The organism is Enterobacter sp. 3U4, from assembly GCF_057224565.1.
Genome location: NZ_CP136665.1, coordinates 4,188,985 through 4,209,874 on the forward strand (window position 1 = coordinate 4,188,985; position 20,890 = coordinate 4,209,874).

The 20,890-nt window shown below is 46.6% G+C and carries 19 protein-coding genes; 16 read left to right on the forward strand and 3 right to left on the reverse strand.

All coding sequences use genetic code 11. From position 1 onward, the window contains the following. Positions 1 to 883 precede the first annotated feature (883 nt). From RVY89_RS19975 to RVY89_RS20035, 13 genes are all read left to right on the forward strand, one after another. Complete coding sequence (locus RVY89_RS19975; RefSeq protein ID WP_484826241.1) at positions 884 to 1,321, forward strand: lytic transglycosylase domain-containing protein; 438 nt, start codon at positions 884 to 886, stop codon at positions 1,319 to 1,321. Between the two features lie 39 nt (positions 1,322 to 1,360). Then, positions 1,361 to 2,209 carry a PDZ domain-containing protein gene (locus RVY89_RS19980; RefSeq protein ID WP_484826242.1) on the forward strand — a complete coding sequence of 283 codons (849 nt, stop codon included), beginning with the start codon at positions 1,361 to 1,363 and terminating at the stop codon, positions 2,207 to 2,209. Beyond that, positions 2,206 to 4,119, forward strand: coding sequence for a secretin N-terminal domain-containing protein (locus RVY89_RS19985; protein ID WP_484826243.1), 1,914 nt, complete (start codon positions 2,206 to 2,208; stop codon positions 4,117 to 4,119). The genes RVY89_RS19980 and RVY89_RS19985 overlap by 4 nt, the downstream gene beginning before the upstream one ends. After that, entirely contained in the window at positions 4,119 to 5,588 is a 1,470-nt protein-coding gene (locus RVY89_RS19990; protein WP_484826244.1) for a GspE/PulE family protein, read from the forward strand. Before RVY89_RS19985 ends, RVY89_RS19990 begins: the two co-directional genes overlap by 1 nt. Next, complete coding sequence (locus RVY89_RS19995; RefSeq protein ID WP_484826245.1) at positions 5,585 to 6,781, forward strand: type II secretion system F family protein; 1,197 nt, start codon at positions 5,585 to 5,587, stop codon at positions 6,779 to 6,781. The genes RVY89_RS19990 and RVY89_RS19995 overlap by 4 nt, the downstream gene beginning before the upstream one ends. A 79-nt stretch (positions 6,782 to 6,860) precedes the next feature. Continuing rightward, the gene (gspG, locus tag RVY89_RS20000) at positions 6,861 to 7,235 is read left to right on the forward strand and encodes a type II secretion system major pseudopilin GspG (RefSeq protein WP_484827963.1); all 375 of its coding nucleotides are present in this window, start codon (positions 6,861 to 6,863) and stop codon (positions 7,233 to 7,235) included. After that, entirely contained in the window at positions 7,225 to 7,632 is a 408-nt protein-coding gene (locus tag RVY89_RS20005) for a type II secretion system protein (RefSeq protein ID WP_484826246.1), read from the forward strand. The genes gspG and RVY89_RS20005 overlap by 11 nt, the downstream gene beginning before the upstream one ends. A 22-nt stretch (positions 7,633 to 7,654) precedes the next feature. After that, positions 7,655 to 7,987, forward strand: coding sequence for a type II secretion system protein (locus tag RVY89_RS20010; RefSeq protein ID WP_484826247.1), 333 nt, complete (start codon positions 7,655 to 7,657; stop codon positions 7,985 to 7,987). Next, complete coding sequence (locus RVY89_RS20015) at positions 7,959 to 8,543, forward strand: prepilin-type N-terminal cleavage/methylation domain-containing protein (protein ID WP_484826248.1); 585 nt, start codon at positions 7,959 to 7,961, stop codon at positions 8,541 to 8,543. Before RVY89_RS20010 ends, RVY89_RS20015 begins: the two co-directional genes overlap by 29 nt. Further along, on the forward strand, positions 8,530 to 9,330 hold the full coding sequence (locus RVY89_RS20020) for a hypothetical protein (RefSeq protein ID WP_484826249.1): 801 nt from the start codon (positions 8,530 to 8,532) through the stop codon (positions 9,328 to 9,330). The genes RVY89_RS20015 and RVY89_RS20020 overlap by 14 nt, the downstream gene beginning before the upstream one ends. Next, a complete protein-coding gene (locus tag RVY89_RS20025; RefSeq protein ID WP_484826250.1) occupies positions 9,327 to 10,265 on the forward strand; it encodes a type II secretion system protein L in 939 nt (312 codons plus the stop codon). Before RVY89_RS20020 ends, RVY89_RS20025 begins: the two co-directional genes overlap by 4 nt. Continuing rightward, positions 10,265 to 10,636, forward strand: coding sequence for a hypothetical protein (locus RVY89_RS20030; protein ID WP_484826251.1), 372 nt, complete (start codon positions 10,265 to 10,267; stop codon positions 10,634 to 10,636). The genes RVY89_RS20025 and RVY89_RS20030 overlap by 1 nt, the downstream gene beginning before the upstream one ends. A 639-nt stretch (positions 10,637 to 11,275) precedes the next feature. Next, positions 11,276 to 14,665, forward strand: coding sequence for an ImpA family metalloprotease (locus tag RVY89_RS20035; RefSeq protein WP_484826252.1), 3,390 nt, complete (start codon positions 11,276 to 11,278; stop codon positions 14,663 to 14,665). Between the two features lie 244 nt (positions 14,666 to 14,909). Here the strand turns inward: RVY89_RS20035 and RVY89_RS20040 are convergent, their stop codons facing one another. From RVY89_RS20040 to RVY89_RS20050, 3 genes are all read right to left on the reverse strand, one after another. Next, complete coding sequence (locus RVY89_RS20040) at positions 14,910 to 15,227, reverse strand: phage holin family protein (RefSeq protein WP_484826253.1); 318 nt, start codon at positions 15,225 to 15,227, stop codon at positions 14,910 to 14,912. Between the two features lie 95 nt (positions 15,228 to 15,322). Further along, on the reverse strand, positions 15,323 to 15,874 hold the full coding sequence (locus RVY89_RS20045) for a hypothetical protein (RefSeq protein ID WP_484826254.1): 552 nt from the start codon (positions 15,872 to 15,874) through the stop codon (positions 15,323 to 15,325). A 188-nt stretch (positions 15,875 to 16,062) separates the two neighbouring features. Continuing rightward, positions 16,063 to 17,265 carry a hypothetical protein gene (locus RVY89_RS20050; protein ID WP_484826255.1) on the reverse strand — a complete coding sequence of 401 codons (1,203 nt, stop codon included), beginning with the start codon at positions 17,263 to 17,265 and terminating at the stop codon, positions 16,063 to 16,065. Positions 17,266 to 17,722: 457 nt separating this feature from the next. On the opposite strand from RVY89_RS20050, the gene RVY89_RS20055 reads away from it, so the two are divergent. From RVY89_RS20055 to RVY89_RS20065, 3 genes are all read left to right on the forward strand, one after another. Continuing rightward, complete coding sequence (locus RVY89_RS20055; RefSeq protein ID WP_484826256.1) at positions 17,723 to 18,031, forward strand: VOC family protein; 309 nt, start codon at positions 17,723 to 17,725, stop codon at positions 18,029 to 18,031. A gap of 688 nt (positions 18,032 to 18,719) precedes the next feature. Next, positions 18,720 to 18,929: a hypothetical protein gene (locus tag RVY89_RS20060; protein WP_484826257.1), complete on the forward strand. Its 210-nt coding sequence runs from the start codon at positions 18,720 to 18,722 to the stop codon at positions 18,927 to 18,929. 1,028 nt (positions 18,930 to 19,957) lie between these two features. After that, on the forward strand, positions 19,958 to 20,836 hold the full coding sequence (locus RVY89_RS20065; RefSeq protein WP_484826258.1) for a hypothetical protein: 879 nt from the start codon (positions 19,958 to 19,960) through the stop codon (positions 20,834 to 20,836). Positions 20,837 to 20,890: the final 54 nt, after the last annotated feature.

Consider the following 20,890-nt stretch of genomic DNA (forward strand, 5'->3'; position numbering starts at 1 on the left):
TTCCTCCCTTAGTTGTCGGGCCTCTGTTAATCGCGCAGTCAAACGTAGCGGTCATCGTTCGGATGTGGTCTGGTAACGAATTATCCACTCCTGCTGTTGTCTGCTCTTTATCTCATCGTTATCAAATTTCTCTGTTCCTTGTGGCGATCTCTATCCGAAAGCCTTTCTGGTGCGAAAATTAAATTTTTGTTCTCTGGTACCCGATAAAGTCGCTGGCTTAAGCGTTGTTGGAATGCGCTGTTGAGTATTTCCTGCGCGCTCAGTTCACGCCTTCTGGGGGTGACAGATACTCGAATCAACGGGTATCTGACTATGGTTACTTTCAGATACACGGTTTTGTTTTAGCCATTCAAGTGTAGTTTAGCAGGGGCTGATACTGCTATCACTAAATAGATAAAAAATGCATTGTCTGGTGTAAATAACGTTAATTAAACGTTGGTAAAATGATGCATTACATTTTGAAATTACTTTCACTTTTAAGCTTATCTCTATTTTGCTGGATAATTTGATGCATTAAATATCAATTGGTTAGCGGTGGTTGCTGTGATAAACAGTTATTGTGCAGGTGTTTTTGTTGATTGTCGGATGTCAGGAAAGCGAATAAAAAAGCTATCCAGTTAAGACCGTATCCGTATACTAATATCAGACCTGTTTAACGGTCTTTTTATTATTCTGACTGATTTCAGTGTTAAGCATAAAAATGGAAGTTGCCAATCAATGGAAGTTACCAATCCATACTACATTTAAATAACTATTTATTATTGGTTGTCTTGATTTTTTATTACGGTTCTTTGTTATCTACTCATCTCATGGGTAGGTAGGGCGTTGGTATTGGTTGTTTCGGGTTTTTCGATTCATGTTAAATATAAGATTCTATATCATCATGTTTTTTCCACTCATGATAGCGAATGGTGCCAATGCATTCTGCTTCGATACTGCGGGACAGACGTTTGGGATTGACCCGAATATCATTATCGCTATAGCCTTCGTAGAGTCTAACCTCGACCCTCTCGCTACAAATCTCAATAAAAATCATAGCGTTGATATTGGAGTTATGCAGATTAATTCCGTACATCAGGATGATTTATCTTCCGTCGGATTGTCGCTGAATGACCTCTTCGATCCTTGTAAGAATATCCTTTTCGGAACATGGCTACTTAAGAAAAGCATTGTTAAAGCACAGGGCGATATCTGGCGTGGTGTAGGCATTTATCATTCCTCTACGCCGGAATTGCGTGATGCTTATACGGATAAAATACGCCAGACGTTCCTGCAGATGACTTCCTTAAATCTGGAACTACGGAATGCCACTGCCCGTTGATACTTCCTCCACAGAATTTGCCGCACAGAGAAAATCATCTTGAAAGTAAATCTGATATTGTTTCTTTTAACGCTCGTGCTGACGGTTTGTTTTCAGGTTAATGCCTACACACCTCTGTCAGAAACAGGTAGCAGCAGTCTGTTACGCTCAGAGCCATTTGTCAGGTCAGATGAGAGCTATGTGCAACTTCCTCTTGATGTGTTGCCATTTTCAGCTTCTGCTTTACACCGTAGGCTTGGATGTATGGCATCCGGGGTGAAGTACATCGGCTTTTCAGGCAAGCCCGGTGGGCAATTTGCGATCATTCAGGGACAGGGGTTTGAAAATATCTTCACTCCAGGTGACAGTATTTCTGTGCCTGATGATAAGCGGATCATATGGATGGATCCACAGCATCTGATTCTTCGAAACACCAGAAGTATTGCGGTTCTTTGTCACGAAGATACTGATAAATATTCTGCGATTTCTGCTTCGATAAGCAAGGCTGAGCCACTGGCTCCAGATATCGTGGTGACACCATCCCACTTTTCGGTGCCTGTTGCCTCATCAACAGCACCACTTAAGAGTGCCACGACAGAAGTGACTTCGGAAATACAGCCTAAGCAAGCAACTTCCGGTGTGACGGATTCAGGCTATCGGATAACGAATTGTCGTAGCTACTGCTGGCTTTTGCGTATGGTCTCGCTGCAGGAAGGGGACGTTATCCAGACAATTGAGGGGCGTCCAGTGAGAGAGATGAACCGTTCGCAGCTCACTCATCTGATTGAAGATAACCTGCAGGGCATTACGCTTACTCTGGTTCGTGACGGACATCCGCTAACTCAGACTATTCCAGGAAATGTACTGTCGTCTTTACTGACATTTGTCAGCCCGGGGGCGAAATCATGATTAAATTGCATCCGCTCCTTATGGGATTAAGTCTTGGGGCTTTCTCTTTATCGGGAATGGCTCAGGGGATCAATGTTGATTTCCAGAATGTAGGGTTAAGTGTTTTTGTCGATGCAGTATCACGTTCAACGCATACCCAGATTATCCATCAGCCTTTAAAAGGTGTTGTTTCACTCAATGCACAGGACCTGAGCCGCGAGCAGTACCTTGACATGATGCGCGTGATATTGCGTGCCAACGGATACGGTGTGCAGGAAGTGGGCGACATCCTTACCATCGTTGAAGAAAAGGACAGCAATGGCGTTTTCCCTCAGGAGCAGAACAGGAGTGCTGCCGGTAACAAAATCACCCGTACGATGCAGTTAAAAATTCTGCCTGTATCAGAAGTGATCGCACAGCTGAATACGCTCAGTAAAGGAAAATCCAGCGCCACTCTCAGCGGTCTGACCAGCGGTAATGTGCTGTTGTTAAGCGGCTATGCCGATGAAGTTGAAAAGTTGCAGGCGCTGGCAGAAATGCTGGATAACGGACAGGCCCGGCGCAGCGAGGTCATTCCCCTAAAGAATGCCAGTGCGCAGGATGCAGCTAAAACGCTCAGCGATGTTGTGGTTAATGGCAACTTTGCACATGGCAGCCTTAAACCTGGTGTAACAGCTGACGGCCGCACTAACAGCCTGATAATCAATGGCGACGCAGAGGCCCGGGATCGTCTGGCCAGCATTATTGCGCATCTTGATGAATCTCAATCAGCGGCGGGCTCCGAGGGGGTGGTCTATCTCCGGTATACAAAATCCGATGTCGTCGAAAAAGCGCTGAATAAACTGGTTCAGGCAAAGGACCCCAGATTCAGCAATATTTCTTTAGTCTCCGTACCGGACATTAATGCCATCGTGGTATCCGCTGCAAAAGAACGTAAAGACGACATTATCGAACTTATCCATCAACTCGATGTTCGTCGTGCGCAGGTTCATGTTGAAGCGATGATTGTTGAAGTGGCTGACAGCGAAGGGATCAATTTTGGTGTTCAGTGGGGAGACAGTAAAGGCTCACTGATGCAATTTACCAATGGGTCTCAGATCCCACTCGGCGTTCTTCAGGGGGCAATGCAACAGGCAAAGCCCCAGCCGGGTTCGACGGTGGTAAGTGACAACGGCAGTACAACGAATAATCCTGAAACAACGGGCGACCTATCAACGCTGATGGCGTTGATGAGCGGATATAATGGTGCAGCGCTCAGTATCGTCAAGGGCAACTGGATGGCACTGGTTCAGGCCATGAAAGGAAGCAGTCATGCCAATATACTGTCAACCCCGAGTCTGACTACCCTGGACAACCAGTCCGCGTCTTTCCTCGTCGGGGAAAATGTTCCCATTCTTACGGGGTCAACCGCCAGTGCAGACAATAAGACACCCTTTCAGACCGTTGAGCGACGTGATATCGGCACGAAACTGACTATCCTGCCTCAGATCAACGATGGAAAGGTCGTACAGCTGAAAATCTCAGCTGAAGTCTCCAAAATTGAAGGCAACACTGGCTTAGACGTCACTTTTGCGGAGCGACGGTTAGATACGTCTGTGCTGGTCAGTGATGGTTCGATGATTGTGCTGGGTGGTCTGATTGATACGCAGAAAGATGAAAGTGATTATAAAGTGCCTGTTCTGGGCGATATTCCGGTGATAGGGCATCTGTTTTCATCACATGCCAGAAAAGAACAAAAGCGCAATCTCATGATTTTTTTACGTCCCACGATTTTACATGATGGCATTGCCAGCGACGCGGTGACACGAAAGAAATACGGCTTTATTGAAGATTTTGAACACGATGCAGACAACGCTGATGCAAAAATCGGTGGCGGCCGTCGTGAAATGCCTGAAATTACAGCATTCAGAAACATGACGCTTAAGAATTAATGATGTTGCCAGAATCTTTTTGCCGCAAGCACCGAGTTTTTGTTACTCAGCGTAACGACGATGTTGTCGAGTTGAATTTTCAGCCTCCGCTGCTGCCCTGGGTTTATGCTTATGTATCCAGAATGATAGCCCTTCCCCTGACATTACGGGAGGCGAGTTGTGACGATATTGATGCCTTTCTGGCATCAGTCCACGAAGGTCGCGGGATAACTGCGCAAACGGTGGAAAATATGGTTTCCACACATTCATTTTCTGGCTTGCTTGAGACATTACCGCAGGACAGTCTTCATTCGCTTGAAGACAGCGATGCTCCGGTAATTCGTCTGGTCACCGCCATGCTGGAAGAGGCCAGTGCAGCGGGTGCCTCAGATATACATATCGAAACCTTCCAGCATTTTTTCCAGGTTCGTTATCGTATTGACGGCGAGATGCAAAACGTTTCTCAGGGAGATGTCCGCCTTGCGGCGTCGTTGATTTCGCGGCTCAAAATAATGGCTAAGCTTGATATTGCTGAACGGCGGCGTCCCCAGGACGGTCGTTTTATCCATGCCATGGCAACGCAGGATATTGACGTACGTCTCTCGGTTATCCCTGTCAGCCACGGGGAAAGAGCGGTCTTGCGCTTACTGGACCCGCGCAATTTGTCTGCGGATTACGGCTCTTTAGGGATCCCGGCTTATATCAGTCAACATCTGTCGCACCTCATCCACAAACCCAACGGGATCATTCTGGTAACCGGCCCGACGGGGTCGGGTAAAAGCAGTACGTTGTATGCAACTCTGTTGCAGCTAAGCCAGGGGCATCACACCATTCTGACTATCGAAGATCCCGTGGAATACAAGCTGCCTGGGGTGGGGCAAACCCAGGTTAACAGCCGTATAGCCCTCGATTTTGCTCAGGGACTGCGAGCCCTGCTCCGTCAGGATCCCGATATTGTCATGATAGGTGAAATCCGTGACACGGAAACCGCACGCGTGGCAATACAGGCTTCGCTAACCGGGCACCTTGTATTCTCAACATTGCATACCAACAGCGCGATTGGCGGTGTTGCACGTCTGCGTGATATGGGGGTCGAATCCTGGCTACTGGCCTCATCGCTGTCTGCGTTGCTGGCGCAAAGACTGGTCCGGAAGCTCTGTCCTCATTGTCGTAAGGCCTGTTTAGCCACTAAAGCAGAACAACGCTGGTTGAGGCTGGATGATGAACAGGCCTCACGTACCGTAATTTTCAGACCCGAAGGCTGTAATGCCTGTGGAGGACGTGGTTATCGGGGGCGTACGGGTATTTATGAGCTTGTAGTCATCACTCCCGCGATGCGAGAGCAAATTCAGCAACATTCTTCAGGCGCGTCGCTTGTTGAGTGCGCACGTCAGACATTACCGGGGATTGAAGAGGATGCCCGTCAGAAGGTTCTGGCGGGGCTGACTTCCTGCGAAGAAGTGATGCGGGTTGTGGAGGAAAGTGAGTGATTCATTACCAGTATCGGTTGTTACAACCGGATGGAAAGGTACTCCGCGGAACCCTGATAGCTAAAGATATCACTGACGCGCGCCAGCGTCTGAGTCATCGTGAGGGCACGCTGCTGTCCTTACATCAGCAGGCGTTTTCTCTCACATTGCCCACTGTATTCAGGCAAACCGTCAGCGTACATAGAGCCATTAAGCAACTGGCGCTTATGACGGGGGCTCGTTTACCGTTGCGTGAAAGTCTTGCCCTGATTGTTAAAGAGCAGGTGCAGGGACAGATGCGTTCAACAATGGAAACGCTTTATCAGCAGGTTAGTGAAGGCGTTACGCTGTCGGCCGCGATGGCGCAGCAACCCCGCTATTTTGATGCACTGTGCTGCGCAACAATCGCGGCCGGGGAACAAAGTGGTGAAATGGCTGCGGTTTTAAACGGTTATGCGCAATTTCTGGATAAACAGCATCAGTTACGTCGTTCCCTGAAGCAGGCCCTAAGCTATCCCTTACTGCTGCTTATGGTGTCTTGCCTGATTGTAAGCCTTCTTTTAACGGTTGCGGTTCCTCAGATTGTATCGCAGCTGAGTCTGTCTGGCGTTGCGCTGCCATGGAGTACCGAACTGGTGCTCCTCATCGGTGAAGGGATCAAAAATTATTCATTACCTGCAGCAGGTATGGCTACGATTTGCGTGGCTCTGGCGTGCTGGTTTATGCGAAACCCGGCGCGGCGTCGTGTGTTTGATGGCAACCTCCTGAGGCTTCCTGTTCTGGGCAGGCTCCTGCAACAGACCCAGCAGGTCAAATTACTGATGACGCTATCCATACTGTGCACTACGGCGGTTCCGGTTGCGGACGCGCTTCGATTGTCGTGCCGGGCATTAACGAATCAGTGGCTGCAGGCAAGAGGGGAAGCAGCCGTTCAGGGACTGACGGAGGGACAGTCATTCACACAGGCCCTGAATGGCAAATCATTGCTCCCTGCTGATGTCCTGGCATTGCTTCACGCCGGTGAGCGGGGCGGGAAGCTTGCCGACGCGCTGGACTATGTTGCCCGCACACAGCAGGAGGCCCTGCAGCAGCGTTTACTGAGCATGGTTAAGTTACTGGAGCCCGTAATGATCCTGATTCTGGGGGGCATTGTACTTCTGGTGTTTATGGCAATTATTCAGCCCATGCTGAATATGAATTCAATGGCAATTTAAGAGAGAAAATAGAGTGTACTCAGTGTCTAAGGTGTACGCCCGTCGCCGGCGTAAGGAGGCAGGATTTACTCTGCTGGAAATGATGGTCGTAGTCATGATCATTGGCATGCTTGCCGCGATGGTTGTTCCCAATTTGCTTCGCAATAAAGAAAAGGCCAGCCAGAAAAAAGCAGTAGCTGACATCGTTGCGCTGGAAGGGGTACTGGATTTATATCAGCTGGACAACAACCGGTATCCTACTGAAGAAGAGGGGCTGAATATTCTCGTATCTCCCGGCAAGGGGGAGCAGGGGTATATCAAACGTATACCAAAAGATCCGTGGGGAAGAGAGTACCACTACACGTCACCCGGTACCCATGGCAACGTCGATATCTTTACTTATGGTGAAGACGGTCTTGAAGGCGGTGAAAATGCGGCACGTGATATCGGTAACTGGAATACCGATGCGTTCTGATAAATATCAAATCCGTCGACAGCGAGGGATGACATTGTTTGAAATGCTGGTTGTGTTGACCATTATCTCGCTGCTTTGTGGCCTGCTGTTCTCTCCTGCGCTGACAGGGCTGAAGTCTCGTTCTCTTGTTTCCCATGCCAGGGACGATTTTGCTGGCTGGTATGTCTCTGTTCAGCAAAGCGCGCTTTATGAGTCCAGATTGCACCGGATTTGCACTGACGGGAAAAGGTTCACGGGCGAATACTATCAGCCGTCAAAGGGCTGGCATAACACCTCTGTCACATACATCCCTCCTCAGGGCGTGACGTTCGATGTGTCAGGAAAGCGTTGCAGCGAACCGTTAAATACCAATAGCGATGACTTTATTCACAATGTCCATTTTCAAATCAACTTCTGAAGGCAGCCAGAAAGGAATGATTATGCTCGAAGCGTTGCTGGCGCTGTCAATGCTTTTGCTCGTCGGACTGGCTTTGCTGAATGTTAATGCACTGGCTGTAACTCAGCACGGGCACTTACAGCGTAATCAGTGTCTTAGCTGGCTGGCGGAAAATCTGCTGACCCGGGAGCTGCTGGAGGCATCGACACGTAACCTGCCTGATGAAACGGGTCGGGCGATGCAGTGTGATCGAACATGGAACTGGCGTATCACCCGTCAGAAGCAAACCGACAGCCGCTTCTGGATGATTACGCTGCAACTGGAAAACAATGACGGACTGGTGTTGCTTGAAAGGAAAACGCTTCGTGCTCTGTAAGTTTCAGCAAGGATTTACATTGCCTGAAATGCTGATTGTGATGGTGATCGTTGCGCTTATGGTGCTGGCTGCACAGGGGATGACAGGAACGACACTCCTCCAGCTTAAGCATTTTTCAGGCGCAAAGCATGAAGCCGGAGCAGGATTGCCCGTTGCTCTCCAGTGGCTGGAGAACGATATCTTACAAATTCGGGGGGATCTGCCCTGGTACGGGAAAGGGTCACTTGAGCCGGAAAGTTGTATGACGACCTGGACGTTTACCTCAGAAAACAAAGCACAGTTAACCGATGCCGGAACGGCAATTCAAACGCTACGCTATCGCGTCGAAGCCGGAGGGCTCTGGCGGGATATTGTTGATGACAATCTGCAGTTATCGTCCACACGGTTATTGTTAAACGGGGTCAGGTGCGTTCATCTTCGCTTCTTCCAGGCCAATAAATGGCTGGATGATCCCCTGCCTGACAGAAGGATACGGGGTGTGAGTGTCACAATACATTCAGAGGGGCCAACGGTAGAACGTCTGTGGCCTGTTGATCTGTCTTATGATGCGCCATAAACAACAGGGCATGATTTTGCCTGTGATGATGCTGCTTCTGACGATGCTAATCGTCATGTCTGGTCGACTGTTCAGCCTTTCTGAGCAGCAGCGGCATACGGGTAGAGAACTGGCGATGCGCAGCAGGCTGAACAGCACGCTATTTAGCGTTGAGGACATTGTTTTACAGATGCTGCCTGCAATAAATATCCCCATCTATCAGCGGTTGCAGGGGAAAAAAAACAACGATCCGGTCGTTATTACACTGCCTTATCCTTCCGGTGGGGTGAACGTAACGCTTACCAGTGCGCAGAAGTGTCTCAACCTCGCGCCCTTAAGAGAAAGTGATAGCCAGCAAAAGGGTCTGACATGGATTTTGCTTAATCGTCTGGTTAAAAATCAGTTTCCGAATGGAGGTGGCTTTCTGGAAAGGCTTAAGCAGGATCCTGAACATATCGTTGTACCCGCAGAACTGCAGCGCTGGGTGTGTAATCTCCCTGGGGCAGGGCAGTTTTGGGATATGACGCAGCTGACGCCAGACTCCAGTCCTCTGCTGGCCCTGTTGTTGCCAGGCGTTAACATTAAGCAACTCAGGCGAATGCTGGCAAAAGGGCTGAGGGGGGCAGACAGAGAGGCGATAGCAAAGGCGTCCGGATATGACGTATTGCTCACAGCAAGCCAGTATTACTGGCTCGATATGAATATGATGGAGGGAGATGTGCATCTCCATGTGCATGATTTGATACGGATAGATGAGAGAAAAGGATTGCTGATCCGGCGCCGTTTACTGGACGACAACGCGCTATGAATTTTTTACGTCTGCCATCATCCCTGAACGGCGCTACGACATCCTGGTCTTGTGGGGGCGGGGATGAACTCATCCTGCTTTACCCTGGCGATGTGTTGCTGAGCGAATCTGTGGCGATCCCATCGGGATTAAAGGGTAAAAAGCGCATAAGACAATGGATGCAGGCTAATCCGGAGGTTTGTCAGTGGAACCCGGACAAGGAAAAGTTACTTTTTCTGCACAGTGACGGTGAATATTGCCATTACTGGGCGGTCAGCCATGCACTCTGGTTATACTGGTGTTCGCTTATGTCAGGGCATTGCATGAAGCGCTGGATACCTGACTGGATGTTGCTGCCTCCCCCGGTTAACGGTGGAGTGAGTGCTTTACAGATGGACGATACGATACTTTTCCGGCACTCGGTATGGTGTGGAGGGTCATTACCGGTCGAAATGGCCGAATTGTTGACGCCATTGCAACCCCGGTGGTTTAGCCTGTCGACGAAAGAAGCAGGGTATCCGCTTTCACATACCTTCTGCCGAAATCAGGTAAGGACGTATGGTCGTTACCTGAATCTGTGGCCCGGGCGGGTTTCGGTCAGAAGGATACCTGCTGCGCTACTCGCAATCAGTCTTGCATTTTGTGTTGCACAAACCGCTGAATATGGCTGGCTCCTCTCGACCAGGATATCGCCCGATAGCGTACCAAAACCGGCGCTTCCGGTTTTTCAGGAGCATTCCGCATTTCCCGGGGCAATGTCGTTACTGAACGACATTCAACAGCAGGGACCAGTGAAGCTGGAAGACATGACTCTGCATTCTCATCATGTCCAGTACGCGCTTACAAGCGAACTGCCATGCTCAACCCTGAAAGCGCGCCTGACGCGATTCCGGCTTCATGTTGAATACAGGCAACGTGAAGAACTGTGCAGTATAAAAATCGAAGGTAATGTGTAATGGGTCATAAAATGAGGACTGTCGCACTTTTTATGATTTGTCTGTTGTGGGGGGCATATGCAGGTAATAAAAACGCAGTGATGCGTACCTGGCCTGAGCTCAGCTCTGTCAGAGAGGGAAAGCAAAAGAATGAACATATGGTAAAAACGTCACGTCAGCAGGTACTGCAACGGGCTAAACAGGAAAAAATTGCTATTCGGCAGGACGCTTCAGATCCTGCTGCGCTGGAGTCTGCCGGGGCGGTAAGTGTAACAACATTCAATCAATTCCTGGGAGGGCTGTATGGCGACGGACTCGTGCCACATGACATTCAGATCCGGGCAGCCGGTGAAAATGAGCAAGTTAAATTCGCGAAACTGAAATTTGAGTAAAGAATGAAAATTAAACATTTTATAACGACGATCCTGCCCGTATCGTTCTGCCTGTTATCCGGTTGCAGCACTGCAGAAAAGCCACAGCCTGATCCAGTCAGTCAGATGCAGGAATATCAGGCTCGTGAAATCAATCAGGGGTTGCCTGTTACTGTCTCAAATATAAGCCTTGTCCATGCCCGGGCAGAGGGACGCACACTCGTTCTCAGCCTTTATCCAGACAGTTCCCATAAGATATCTGAATATTATATGAAGGAGTACGCTCACCAGCTATGCCAGCAGCCTGAAATAATCCAGCACGTGGCCTCAGGCGGGAGGTACCGGCTAGAGTGGACGGGAGGTGTGGAGAGTAGCGAGCCGATCATTGTTTCACATTGCTGAATGAATTTCATTTTCAAAAACTCAAGTTAACAATTGTCTTGAATACTTATTGCTCTTAAATGGATACCTTGCTAATCACCGGGTGTCGAAAGGAAAGTAATAGCTTTCGATTTTTTAAGGACTTATCTTTAATCATTCAGTTATAAATTAAAGGAGGCTTGTAAATATATTTTCTGTGTGTTTCAACCCCTTTTTATGCGTTTAAAATATTGATTTGCCGAGGCTTTTAACTTATCTATGGAAAGGAATGGAAAAAATATGCGTCAAATTAGTCGCATGGTTTCAGCATTGATGGTTTCTGGTACATTGTTTGTATCGGGGTGTGATAATAATGCTTCAAGTTCTGAAGGCTTAATTGATACACCGACTCATCCAGGTTTGTCGGTACCAAAAGACCCGAATATGCCGGAATCTCATATCCCGGTACCAAAAGACCCGAATATGCCGGAAACTCATATCCCGGTACCAAAAGACCCGAATATGCCGGAATCTCATATCCCGGTACCAAAAGATCCTGAGTTACCTCTAGCTCAGGTTCCACCTGCAATACCTCTGGATCCAGATACCCCGGATATGTCGGTGGATCCCGAAAATCCGGATGTACCACAAAAGCCGTGTCAGGGAGAGGCTTTTACTGCCGCACATGATGCACTTAAACAGCGTAATGCTAATTTAGCGACAGAAAAGCAGCTGATAGATCTGGATAATTGTCTCATGAAGAGCCTTCAGCGTGTTACGGAACAGAAAAAGCAAAACGCTATCAGTACCATTTATAAAGATCTGGGCGACACCTATAGCTGGGATCCTGGAGGCAACTCTCAGACGCTGAAGAGTGTATCTGCACTGACATGGCCCGTACTGTATTCCAGTGTTGATGGCAGTGGTAATGCTCTGAGTGAAAAAAATAAACAGTATGCTCTTATTCAGGCTGGAGAAAGAAAAGGGCAAAGATATATCTTTTTTGGGGGTGGTATTGCCCGCGGAACAGAGGCATATCCGCTAATGAATAATGTTGTCTCCTGGCTGACTGAAAACAATCTCAGGAAGGTGAATACGTACAGACTGGCTCATAAAGCGCTACCGGTAATGAATGTCGTGGTTTCACAGCCCAGTAAAAATTACTACGATGATTATAGTGATATTGTTAAATGGCTGGATTCAGAATACCCTGGTGGCTATAAAATCAACCAGGAAGGGACATGTAGTTATGGTGATCTCCTGACATGCCTAAAAAATAATGATATAGATCTGCTTGTTTTCGGTGGCTATGATCCAGATCCTTCTAAAGGGGGCTATAGCGCGGTAAAGGAGGGGATTGAATACGCTAAAAATCAAAAAATACCGTTGATGTCTGTCAGTCATGGTGATACAGATAAGACTTACGGTGATAAAGACAGCATGCAGAAGACATTTTACAGAGAGTATGGCGTAGAGAGTTATAATAATTACTGGGACAAATATAAGTCTATAAATGTGCCTGTTGCCGACCATCTGAAAATGGAAGTCTATTTTTCCGGTGTGCCGCACCTGATGGACAATCTTCTTAATAACAATTTCTCATCGTCTTCTTTACCTGGATGCGGAAATATCACGTATTGTCATTCAGATGCATTTGATGCTGAATTCAGGAATGGCGCTGATTTCTTCCGCGATCAACTGATCCAACTCGATTTACAGCATATCGATTCTCTGGCGAACGATCCTCTTAGTGGGATCATTTCTGCCGGAGTGCTTTTGGCTGATAAATACAAAATGAAAATTGATTATCCGGTTAAAAGCGATGATTCACCGGGGGAATTTCTACATGCTATGTTTGCGGACTGGGTTGTTAACTACGCGCGGCACGATAATATAGCACAACCCGATCTTGGTACTCTGGTTCAGGATAAAAAGAATGTCCTGAACGGGGCTCAGTCTTCATATGAGAAAACGGCAACAGGAGATTACCACAACGTAACGTTTAACGTCGTGGCTGCGAATCAATGGACAACATCAGGCTGGTATGCGCAACCAGGCGATAAAATCACCATAAAGAGTGAGTCCCTGGATAATGCGGCAGTATATATTCAGCTCGGGTATAAGCGTGGAGGGGCTACGAGAGTTGGAACAGAAAAGACCTACCTCGAACCTGCCGATTTTAGCATGCTTGAGCATCCCCGTATTCCGTTGCGTCCTGGTGAGGAGATCACGTTCTCAACACCTTACGGTGCCCCCATTTACATACAATTCAACGATGATGCCAAAACGAAGGTCGTGCTTACTGCCAAAAATGTAGCCCGCCATCCGGCATTAATGGATGTCAATGATGACGCTAAAATTGATGAATTTGATTCGCTTGCAGGCAGCAATGCTCTGCCTCATGTTGATTTGGTTGTTGATGAGGGAACGGAAATACATGCACGAAGAGACCGTATTCTCACTAAAATGAATGACGATATCTATGACACCAAAACACTCATTAAAGCCTATAAAAATTATCTTCACTGGTTCAACAGTCTTGGTGGGTTTAAAGAAACCGGGAAATCTCTGAAGGAGACGCTAACCCCAGGGGATTTACTGACGTGCCAGAACCTGTTTGGTGAAGCAGATTGCACAGATGAAACATTACACTCAAAATCATTTATTCAGCATGCCAATTTTGACCAGTATGCTAACTGCGGGATTGGATGTGGGGGAAATCCGTTTGACAGTCAGGGTACTGCAAATCCTTACGGTTGGTTAATCAATCATGAAGAGGGACACAATTTACAAATAAATAAATTGAATGTGCAGTATGTACCTGTCGATGATAAACAAAACTGGACAAAGTACAGCAGCAGGGCGGGTGAAAACTCGAATAATATCTTCCCGTACTATAATATCTGGAAATTCAAAAACTTACCAGATCGTAAAACAGAGGATATTTCTGAGGGGCCACATTATTCTGGTGAGGATGTTTATTCGGTAGTGATGTCTGATCTGAGAGGTCTTAAAGACGGTAGCGGTAATCCCGTAATTTACGACGTATACTGCACGCCTTATAAGGTAACGGATGGCACACCAGTATCACGTTATACTGCTCCGTGGCAGTCAAACGACTATGCTGTGTATAACAGTTACCGGGAAGCATTCTATATCCAGATGGCATTTCATGCGGATAAAATGAAAATGAGGGGCGACAGCAGCCTTACCTCAGGGTTTGATATTTTCACTCTTTTATATCAACATGCCCGAATTTTCGACAAATATGCGAATAAAACGGACTGGGAAAGCCATAAATCATCGCTCGGTTTCAGCGAATTTCCGTACTCGGACGAGTCAACCTATGGTGGCCAGGGTCACATCGTCATGAATATTCCCGGGAATGACTTTATGCTGATATCGCTAAGCTATATTACTAACCATGACTGGAGACCTTATTTTGATATGTTTGGTCTGCACTATACGGATATGGCAAGCAGGCAGGTAGATGTCAACGGGTTTGTCGATTCAGTCAAGAAGATCATTTGGCTGAATCCAAACGATCCTGATGCATTTCCTGACGAAAAACTGTCAGCAGATTCGAGTTTTGTTCAAATTGATCTGAGCGATAAAAATACAGAACTGCCTGCCGGGACCGTATTGCCGTCAGGAGCCGATTTACAATGCCTTAAACCTTCAACGTATTAATGACTGCCGTCTGCTGGCCTGTTCAGGTCAGCAGACGTAATGATGACAATACAGATTGCAAATGCTGAGTGAAACTGTATTTAATTTTTTCTACCCCCGTATAATTAAATGAACTTAATTAATGACTGTTTCTATAAATATCACTATCTAGATGATAAATGTTGAAATATACCGTCAGCAATTATTTTCCGCAGCCTGCTTATTTCTGCTTTGCTGAGTCAAACAGCACTGGCATTACTGCTATTTAGTTGTTGCGTTCCCAGGAAGCGAATCGCTTACTTATAAATTGCCATACATGCCTCAGTAGTGTTCCACCTAGCGTGCTGCTTGATGCTGCTGTTAACATTATCATATTGTCACTATATCCTTGTTCTAGAGCATAAACAGCGGATAAATAGCCTGCGAAACCCGAAACGATAAGCTGGGATAACAAGGACATAAACCATTTCTTTCGTCTTCTTCCCCGGATTTTCATAAGATAGCGCACAATACCGCCCCATACCGAAAACAGACCGATATTCATCCAGAGCGAAAATGATTCCACACAAAGTATACTCGCCATAGTTGTCTCCTGTTCTGGCCTTATTTAGTGATTTTCCTTATGGGTTAGCTCATCCAGTTTGTGTAATTCGTTTGTCTCTACCGAATTGCTGCGCGTCACTGATACTCTTCCAGTGCAGTCTGCAGACATTGTCTTCGGAAGTCAGGAATTGCCGTTCTGGCAGAACAGTTCACCACCTTTACGCCTGCTGTCTGAGCTTCTTCAGCAAGAACAGTGAAATGCCTTTGCCATTTTGCTGCACTTGATACATCCGGATTGCGTAGTGCTGTATGGTCCCCGTGCCAGTGGCTTCCTTGCTCAATTGAGCAATCATACCCCAGCAGCAAAACTGTTTTTGCACCCTGCCATATCGCAAACTGGACAGCCCGCTGCCCGGAATTGAAGGCCCCTCCACGAGGAAAATAATTGATACCGAAATCCTCTTTAGCCTTCCTGCTGCATGTCCAGGGTGCCGGTTGAGAGGGCACCAAATTGTGAAATTCATTCCACCATGCCCAGTCACCGGCATAAATGACATCACAGTCAGGAATGGCCTCCCATGTGCTGTTTACCGCTATCAGTGGCCAGCCTGAGTGCCGTGCCCTGTCAATATCAGCACTGTTGAGTGACGGGCCGCTGGCAATACATATTACCCTGTTCCAGGTCATATTCAGTTACCTGCTTATCGCCAGAAACTGCAACTGTCTGCATACCGGTGCGGCTGACGGCTGCTTCATTAGAGTCTCAGTCCGGCTCAACTAGCCTTAAAAATCCAGTCCCAATAACTCATACAGCACAGAGTGTATCTTCATGCATTACAGCCCCGTCTTCTGCCACCACAGAAGACAGGAGTACGTTACGCTGACTGGTGGGTCTCAACGTTGTACAGAATACCAGTGCCGGATAAAGGTTCCGCGTTATAGTGAGAGGCATTTACTACAATGAGCCTCTGATTTGATGTCACCACAATATGCGGGTTGGCCGTTGCGACATCCCCCTGATTGATTTCCTGCTCAACGCCGACCTGTGCCCAGGTTGAGGTAAATTCGTTATAAAATACACCTGCATTCATTGTTTCCCAGGCCACAATAAAGTAGCGGTTGCCAGCACTGTCAATCGGATCGGTTCGTTTGATCATCGGACGAGAGCAGCGTTGATTTCCGAGGTTCAGCACAACAGGATTTGCGCGAATAATCAGGGGCATTTTGCCTGGGAAATAGGCAATTGAATCGCCGTAAATATCCGTCATACCGGTGGTTGAATAAACGACTTTAATTGAGGGTGTTGCACTGTCGTAAGCTACGCTGAACGTACGGATATCCGTTGCTGAGTAATCGCTGAGATGAGCCTGCTCGATCACTCCACCGTCTCCTGGCTGAAGCGTATAGAGTCCAAGTGTATTTGCATCCTTTTGAGCAACAGCGAGTACCTTATCTCCTGCATTCAGAAATGCGATGGACAGGCTTTCGCTGTTACGCAGATCGAGCGCTAAGCTGTAGTACTCAGGTTTAAATTCATCATTCAGGCTGGCCTCATAGGAAGCATCCGAGAATGAACCGTTTGCGTTCATCCTGAACGCTTTATACTGAATTGCTTTGTCCGTTGCGGAGATCCACATGACCATCACGGTGTCCGTCGCTTTGTTGTAAACAACGCGAGGTGCAAAGTAATTACCATTTGACTGACTGACCTGCACCGTAATCGCTTCATTGATCAGTTCACCCGTTGTACCCAGGGTAAAACTGCGCATATAAATATGAAAACCACTTCCTGCCGCATTGCTGGACCATACTGCAATAAATGAATCTGTACCATCGACTGGTGCAATATCAGCATCCTGCTGGATATGTGTTGCAAGGTCAGCAATGGGGAAACTGAGATTCAGGATCCCTTTATTACTCATTACCACGCCGCTCAGCAACTGTTCGGTGGAGGACCTGGTTGTGGTGTATGCGCAAACCATATGGTTACTCAGGCTTGTCTTCACGACAATACAATTACGATCCTGATAGTCACTATCGACTAAGATATGCAGGCCTTCATGATAAGTTGTGTCCATCTTAATACTCCAGAAATAGTTAATTAGTATATCTGTGACAACAGTGAAGCTAGCATGTCTTTACCCGGGGCTGGAGTGTGTATTCTGTTTAAGAAGGCCTAAAATTTAGCGGTTAATAAAAATTTATTTTGTACTTGCACCCGGTTAAAAATAATAATCGATTGTTCATTCCTTATTTTAAGGGAGACCATTTTACACCGTTTTAACTCCGGTAACTGAATGCTTTATTAAGCATGATATAATTGGTGGTGGTGACTGAACCGTGGACTATCATTACACCCTTAAAATGAGTTACAGACGAACAGCGTTGCGCCTGGCTACAGAGAAAAGGCGTTGAAAATAATCAGGATTGTTCAGAAAGCGTATGAGGCGTGGTAATCTAAGAAGTCAATTTGCCGTTAGTCTGGCATGTTACCTTACGGAGTTAAAATGAAAGCGCATAAGCGATGCATAGGATGTGTGGTATTACACTGATAAGCTGGGCTTTACGCTTATCGAGGATACGCCGCTGCAGGATAAACGCTGGGTGATCGTGACTCCTGATAAAGAAAGTGACTGTAACATTCTTCTTGCCCGAGCTTCAAATGAACGGCAAATGGGGTTTATCGGGAATCAATGTGGAGGAAGGGTATTCCTGTTTCTCCAGACTGATGACTTCTGGCGAGACTACAGCGCTATGAAATTAAGAGGCGTTGAACTTTGCGAAGAGCCTCGTGAGGAAGAGTACGGCACCGTGGTGGTATTTGAAGATATTTACGGGAATTGATGAGATCTTTACCAGAAAAGATAACGTGTATATTACGCTGACAGCGAGGTGACTCATACCCGGCAGGGTGTCTTTGCCGGATGTACTTCCTGCATTGAGCTCAACTGTGCTATGCCCTGACGAAGGGCGTTGACATGACGTGATAAAACCGTATTAACTTAACGAGAGAACACAAAGTGACGATATCTTACAGAGGTGAACAAGTCGATATTTTGCACATATATCGCTGTTACGATCGACATAAACACTTTTCATTTTTGCCTGTATTGATCTGGCCACGGGAGATGCTCCTCTCAGTTATTCACCACTGACTGGGGAAGGGCAAAGTTCAGATACCGGCATGACGGACTTGCATGAACAGCTGCCAGATTTTGTGTTGGGTTTGTACCTGATGAGAGTACGGTTGGTATGCATTTATTAAATGTTGTTCCCGCCCTTCTTATCCCTCCTTTGCGAGGAGAGTGTTAGTGCAGAGTTCATCGAATTTCTGATAACAAATGACGTGTAAAAGTGGCGGCCAGATCCACAATTGGGACAACCAGCCTGAACAAAGAAAATCACTATTCTTTTTGCGCGATATCGTTCCGGTAAAAACTACTCTGGTGGTTCTAAGGCTGGGCACTTCAGATAATGCATGCAGTATATCGTCTGTATACTCTCAGCGTAAGCCCTGTTTTGTGGTAATACGATGCAATTAATTACCGACTATCTGATTGTTATCTATCTGTTTCTGATTAGCGCCTGGCCCGTGACACTAAGTGTTTTGCTGTTTGTTAATATCACCATGCTTTGCCATCGCTCTTACATTCTGTCGGGCATTGTCACTTTTTTCCTGCTCTGGATAGCACTTGCAGCCTGGCAATTTGAACATTACATACACCAGGTTGCCATCATTTAAGTAAAGCTGATATTTGTGAGAAAATTCTCAATATTATTAATTTGTTACGTTGGTTTTCAGTTTGCCGACTTTCATTGGTACTGGTAACAACTCAATGCATAAATCCTATCTTGATGATAGGGTTAATATGCATTGTGCCTGACCCCCATTCAGGCTGTTGACGTGTTGTGTTTACTCTGATCGTTACTTCATATGCTTATTCGGCGCAGATGAAAATCATGCGCCTTTTTTTTCTTCCTCATGCTCGTCAGCACGACATTTTTGCGGCTGAAAAAATTCTCGTTCCCGGTTCATGCCGCTCTTCTGTGTCACCGGCATTTTAAGATCCGGCTTGCATTGTGGTATCCAGATTTCTTCGGGTACTGTCATTTCACAGGTGACAATTTGTGAAAATCTTCATCCCACTGTCGTTTCAAGGACCCTGTCTTAAGAGTCGGTATGTTTCCTCTCTGATTGTCGCGATGCCGTGACAAGTGCAGTCAGTAGCCATTGTCCCCGGTAGCCTGACATCATGGTAAGCCGGTCTGGTTATTGAATTGCATGAGTGGTGGCCTGACTAAGAGCATGTTTCCGTTGGCGCTTTAACTTACGTTTGGGCTGCTCGGGCGAGCAAACTGAATTTCATCTTCTTTGATTGATGGAACTCAGTTAAACATTTCTCCGGATGCAAGGGAGGAACGGAATATGAGATCAGTCGATCTCCTCATTTGACAGTAATGCCGCTCAGTTAACTGAAGATAATAATAATTCGATGCTGTCTTATGGCAGCATTTCTGTATATATTCACTGAATTACTGATCCGATAAACCAAGAAAGAAGAATTCGTGTTTTGTGTGTGAAACTTTAAATGTGCATCAAATGTTTTCCTTCTTCTTTTTTTTGAAATTTAATCTGAAATGATTTTAGTTTAGTGTGGATGTTGCTGGCTGACTCTAATTGCAATTTCAATTCGTAATTAACTTAATGTATATGGTTCGGTCTGCAAATTTTAGATTTCATTCGTCCACAGAAAATGCAAAGGAATTGTTATGAACATGAAAAATAATTTTTTACTGTTGTCTTTAGTGTTGCTTTTCTTAAACCCTACACACGCGGCAACAGGCCCTGAAACAGCAGGCAGTTTTAATCAGCGCTTCTCCGATACTTCGCCAGATTGTGAAGGGGAGGCTGCATACGTTTGCTCCGGTATTGTCCTGAGAAGCAATGAGGGAAAGCCCTATACCTGGACTGTATCTCAGAATAGCCTGGAAAAGGAAAAATTCTCGACCAGCTTTATCAGGGCAGATATCAGTGATGGGGCAAATTCTGTATTCAGAAATCACCGAATTGGGTTTGGCATCATTTTATACCCGTCAAATCAGAAACAATACTATACGCGTTGCATTTTCCCCATTAACGGTCTGACAAGCTATAACAGCGAGCACGGGTGTGGCGCCCCGATGGTTACACCTAAATCAGATGAAGATAACAGCACGTGTTCCGCTGCGGGCATTTCAACGGCCGAACAATGGATGGCGGCATCAACGGAGGAGTATGATGTCCCGTGCTCATTTAGCACACATTCTGCGCTTCAGTTCATCGAAGCACTGAAAACGCAAAATTTATATCATCTAAAATATCCCGACAGCCCTGATGCGCCTATGTGGAATGAGCTTATCGTAAATGCTTCCCCAGATGGCTGGGATAATAGCTTGGCGGCTAACGGGCTCATTCAGGCACTGTATTACAATAAATATGCGGATGGTGATAATGGTCAGTATCCGTTGTTCGGGCTCAGTGGTGCACAAAGTGAGCAGCTTGCATATAAAGAACTAACCGGTAGCTGGTTGCCGATCGTGGCAGTCGACGATACCAACCCTGATACTCCATTCAGTTATGCTGATAGTGACCAGGCCGTTTTACCCTGATGCCAGGATTGTTATTTGCGTAAATGCTCTCATGCATTGACATATTTTAACTCC

What these genes read in the sequence shown, in the direction of transcription:
- RVY89_RS20045 (WP_484826254.1), bottom strand. Translation starts at nt 15,874, where the DNA reads ATGACCTGGAACAGGGTAATATGTATTGCCAGCGGCCCGTCACTCAAC.
- RVY89_RS20060 (WP_484826257.1), top strand. Translation starts at nt 18,720, where the DNA reads ATGCAATTAATTACCGACTATCTGATTGTTATCTATCTGTTTCTGATT.
- RVY89_RS20035 (WP_484826252.1), top strand. Translation starts at nt 11,276, where the DNA reads ATGCGTCAAATTAGTCGCATGGTTTCAGCATTGATGGTTTCTGGTACA.
- RVY89_RS20025 (WP_484826250.1), top strand. Translation starts at nt 9,327, where the DNA reads ATGAATTTTTTACGTCTGCCATCATCCCTGAACGGCGCTACGACATCC.
- gspG (WP_484827963.1), top strand. Translation starts at nt 6,861, where the DNA reads ATGATGGTCGTAGTCATGATCATTGGCATGCTTGCCGCGATGGTTGTT.
- RVY89_RS20050 (WP_484826255.1), bottom strand. Translation starts at nt 17,265, where the DNA reads ATGGACACAACTTATCATGAAGGCCTGCATATCTTAGTCGATAGTGAC.
- RVY89_RS19975 (WP_484826241.1), top strand. Translation starts at nt 884, where the DNA reads ATGTTTTTTCCACTCATGATAGCGAATGGTGCCAATGCATTCTGCTTC.
- RVY89_RS19990 (WP_484826244.1), top strand. Translation starts at nt 4,119, where the DNA reads ATGATGTTGCCAGAATCTTTTTGCCGCAAGCACCGAGTTTTTGTTACT.
- RVY89_RS19985 (WP_484826243.1), top strand. Translation starts at nt 2,206, where the DNA reads ATGATTAAATTGCATCCGCTCCTTATGGGATTAAGTCTTGGGGCTTTC.
- RVY89_RS20040 (WP_484826253.1), bottom strand. Translation starts at nt 15,227, where the DNA reads ATGGCGAGTATACTTTGTGTGGAATCATTTTCGCTCTGGATGAATATC.
- RVY89_RS20065 (WP_484826258.1), top strand. Translation starts at nt 19,958, where the DNA reads ATGAACATGAAAAATAATTTTTTACTGTTGTCTTTAGTGTTGCTTTTC.
- RVY89_RS20010 (WP_484826247.1), top strand. Translation starts at nt 7,655, where the DNA reads ATGCTCGAAGCGTTGCTGGCGCTGTCAATGCTTTTGCTCGTCGGACTG.
- RVY89_RS20030 (WP_484826251.1), top strand. Translation starts at nt 10,265, where the DNA reads ATGGGTCATAAAATGAGGACTGTCGCACTTTTTATGATTTGTCTGTTG.
- RVY89_RS20020 (WP_484826249.1), top strand. Translation starts at nt 8,530, where the DNA reads ATGATGCGCCATAAACAACAGGGCATGATTTTGCCTGTGATGATGCTG.
- RVY89_RS20005 (WP_484826246.1), top strand. Translation starts at nt 7,225, where the DNA reads ATGCGTTCTGATAAATATCAAATCCGTCGACAGCGAGGGATGACATTG.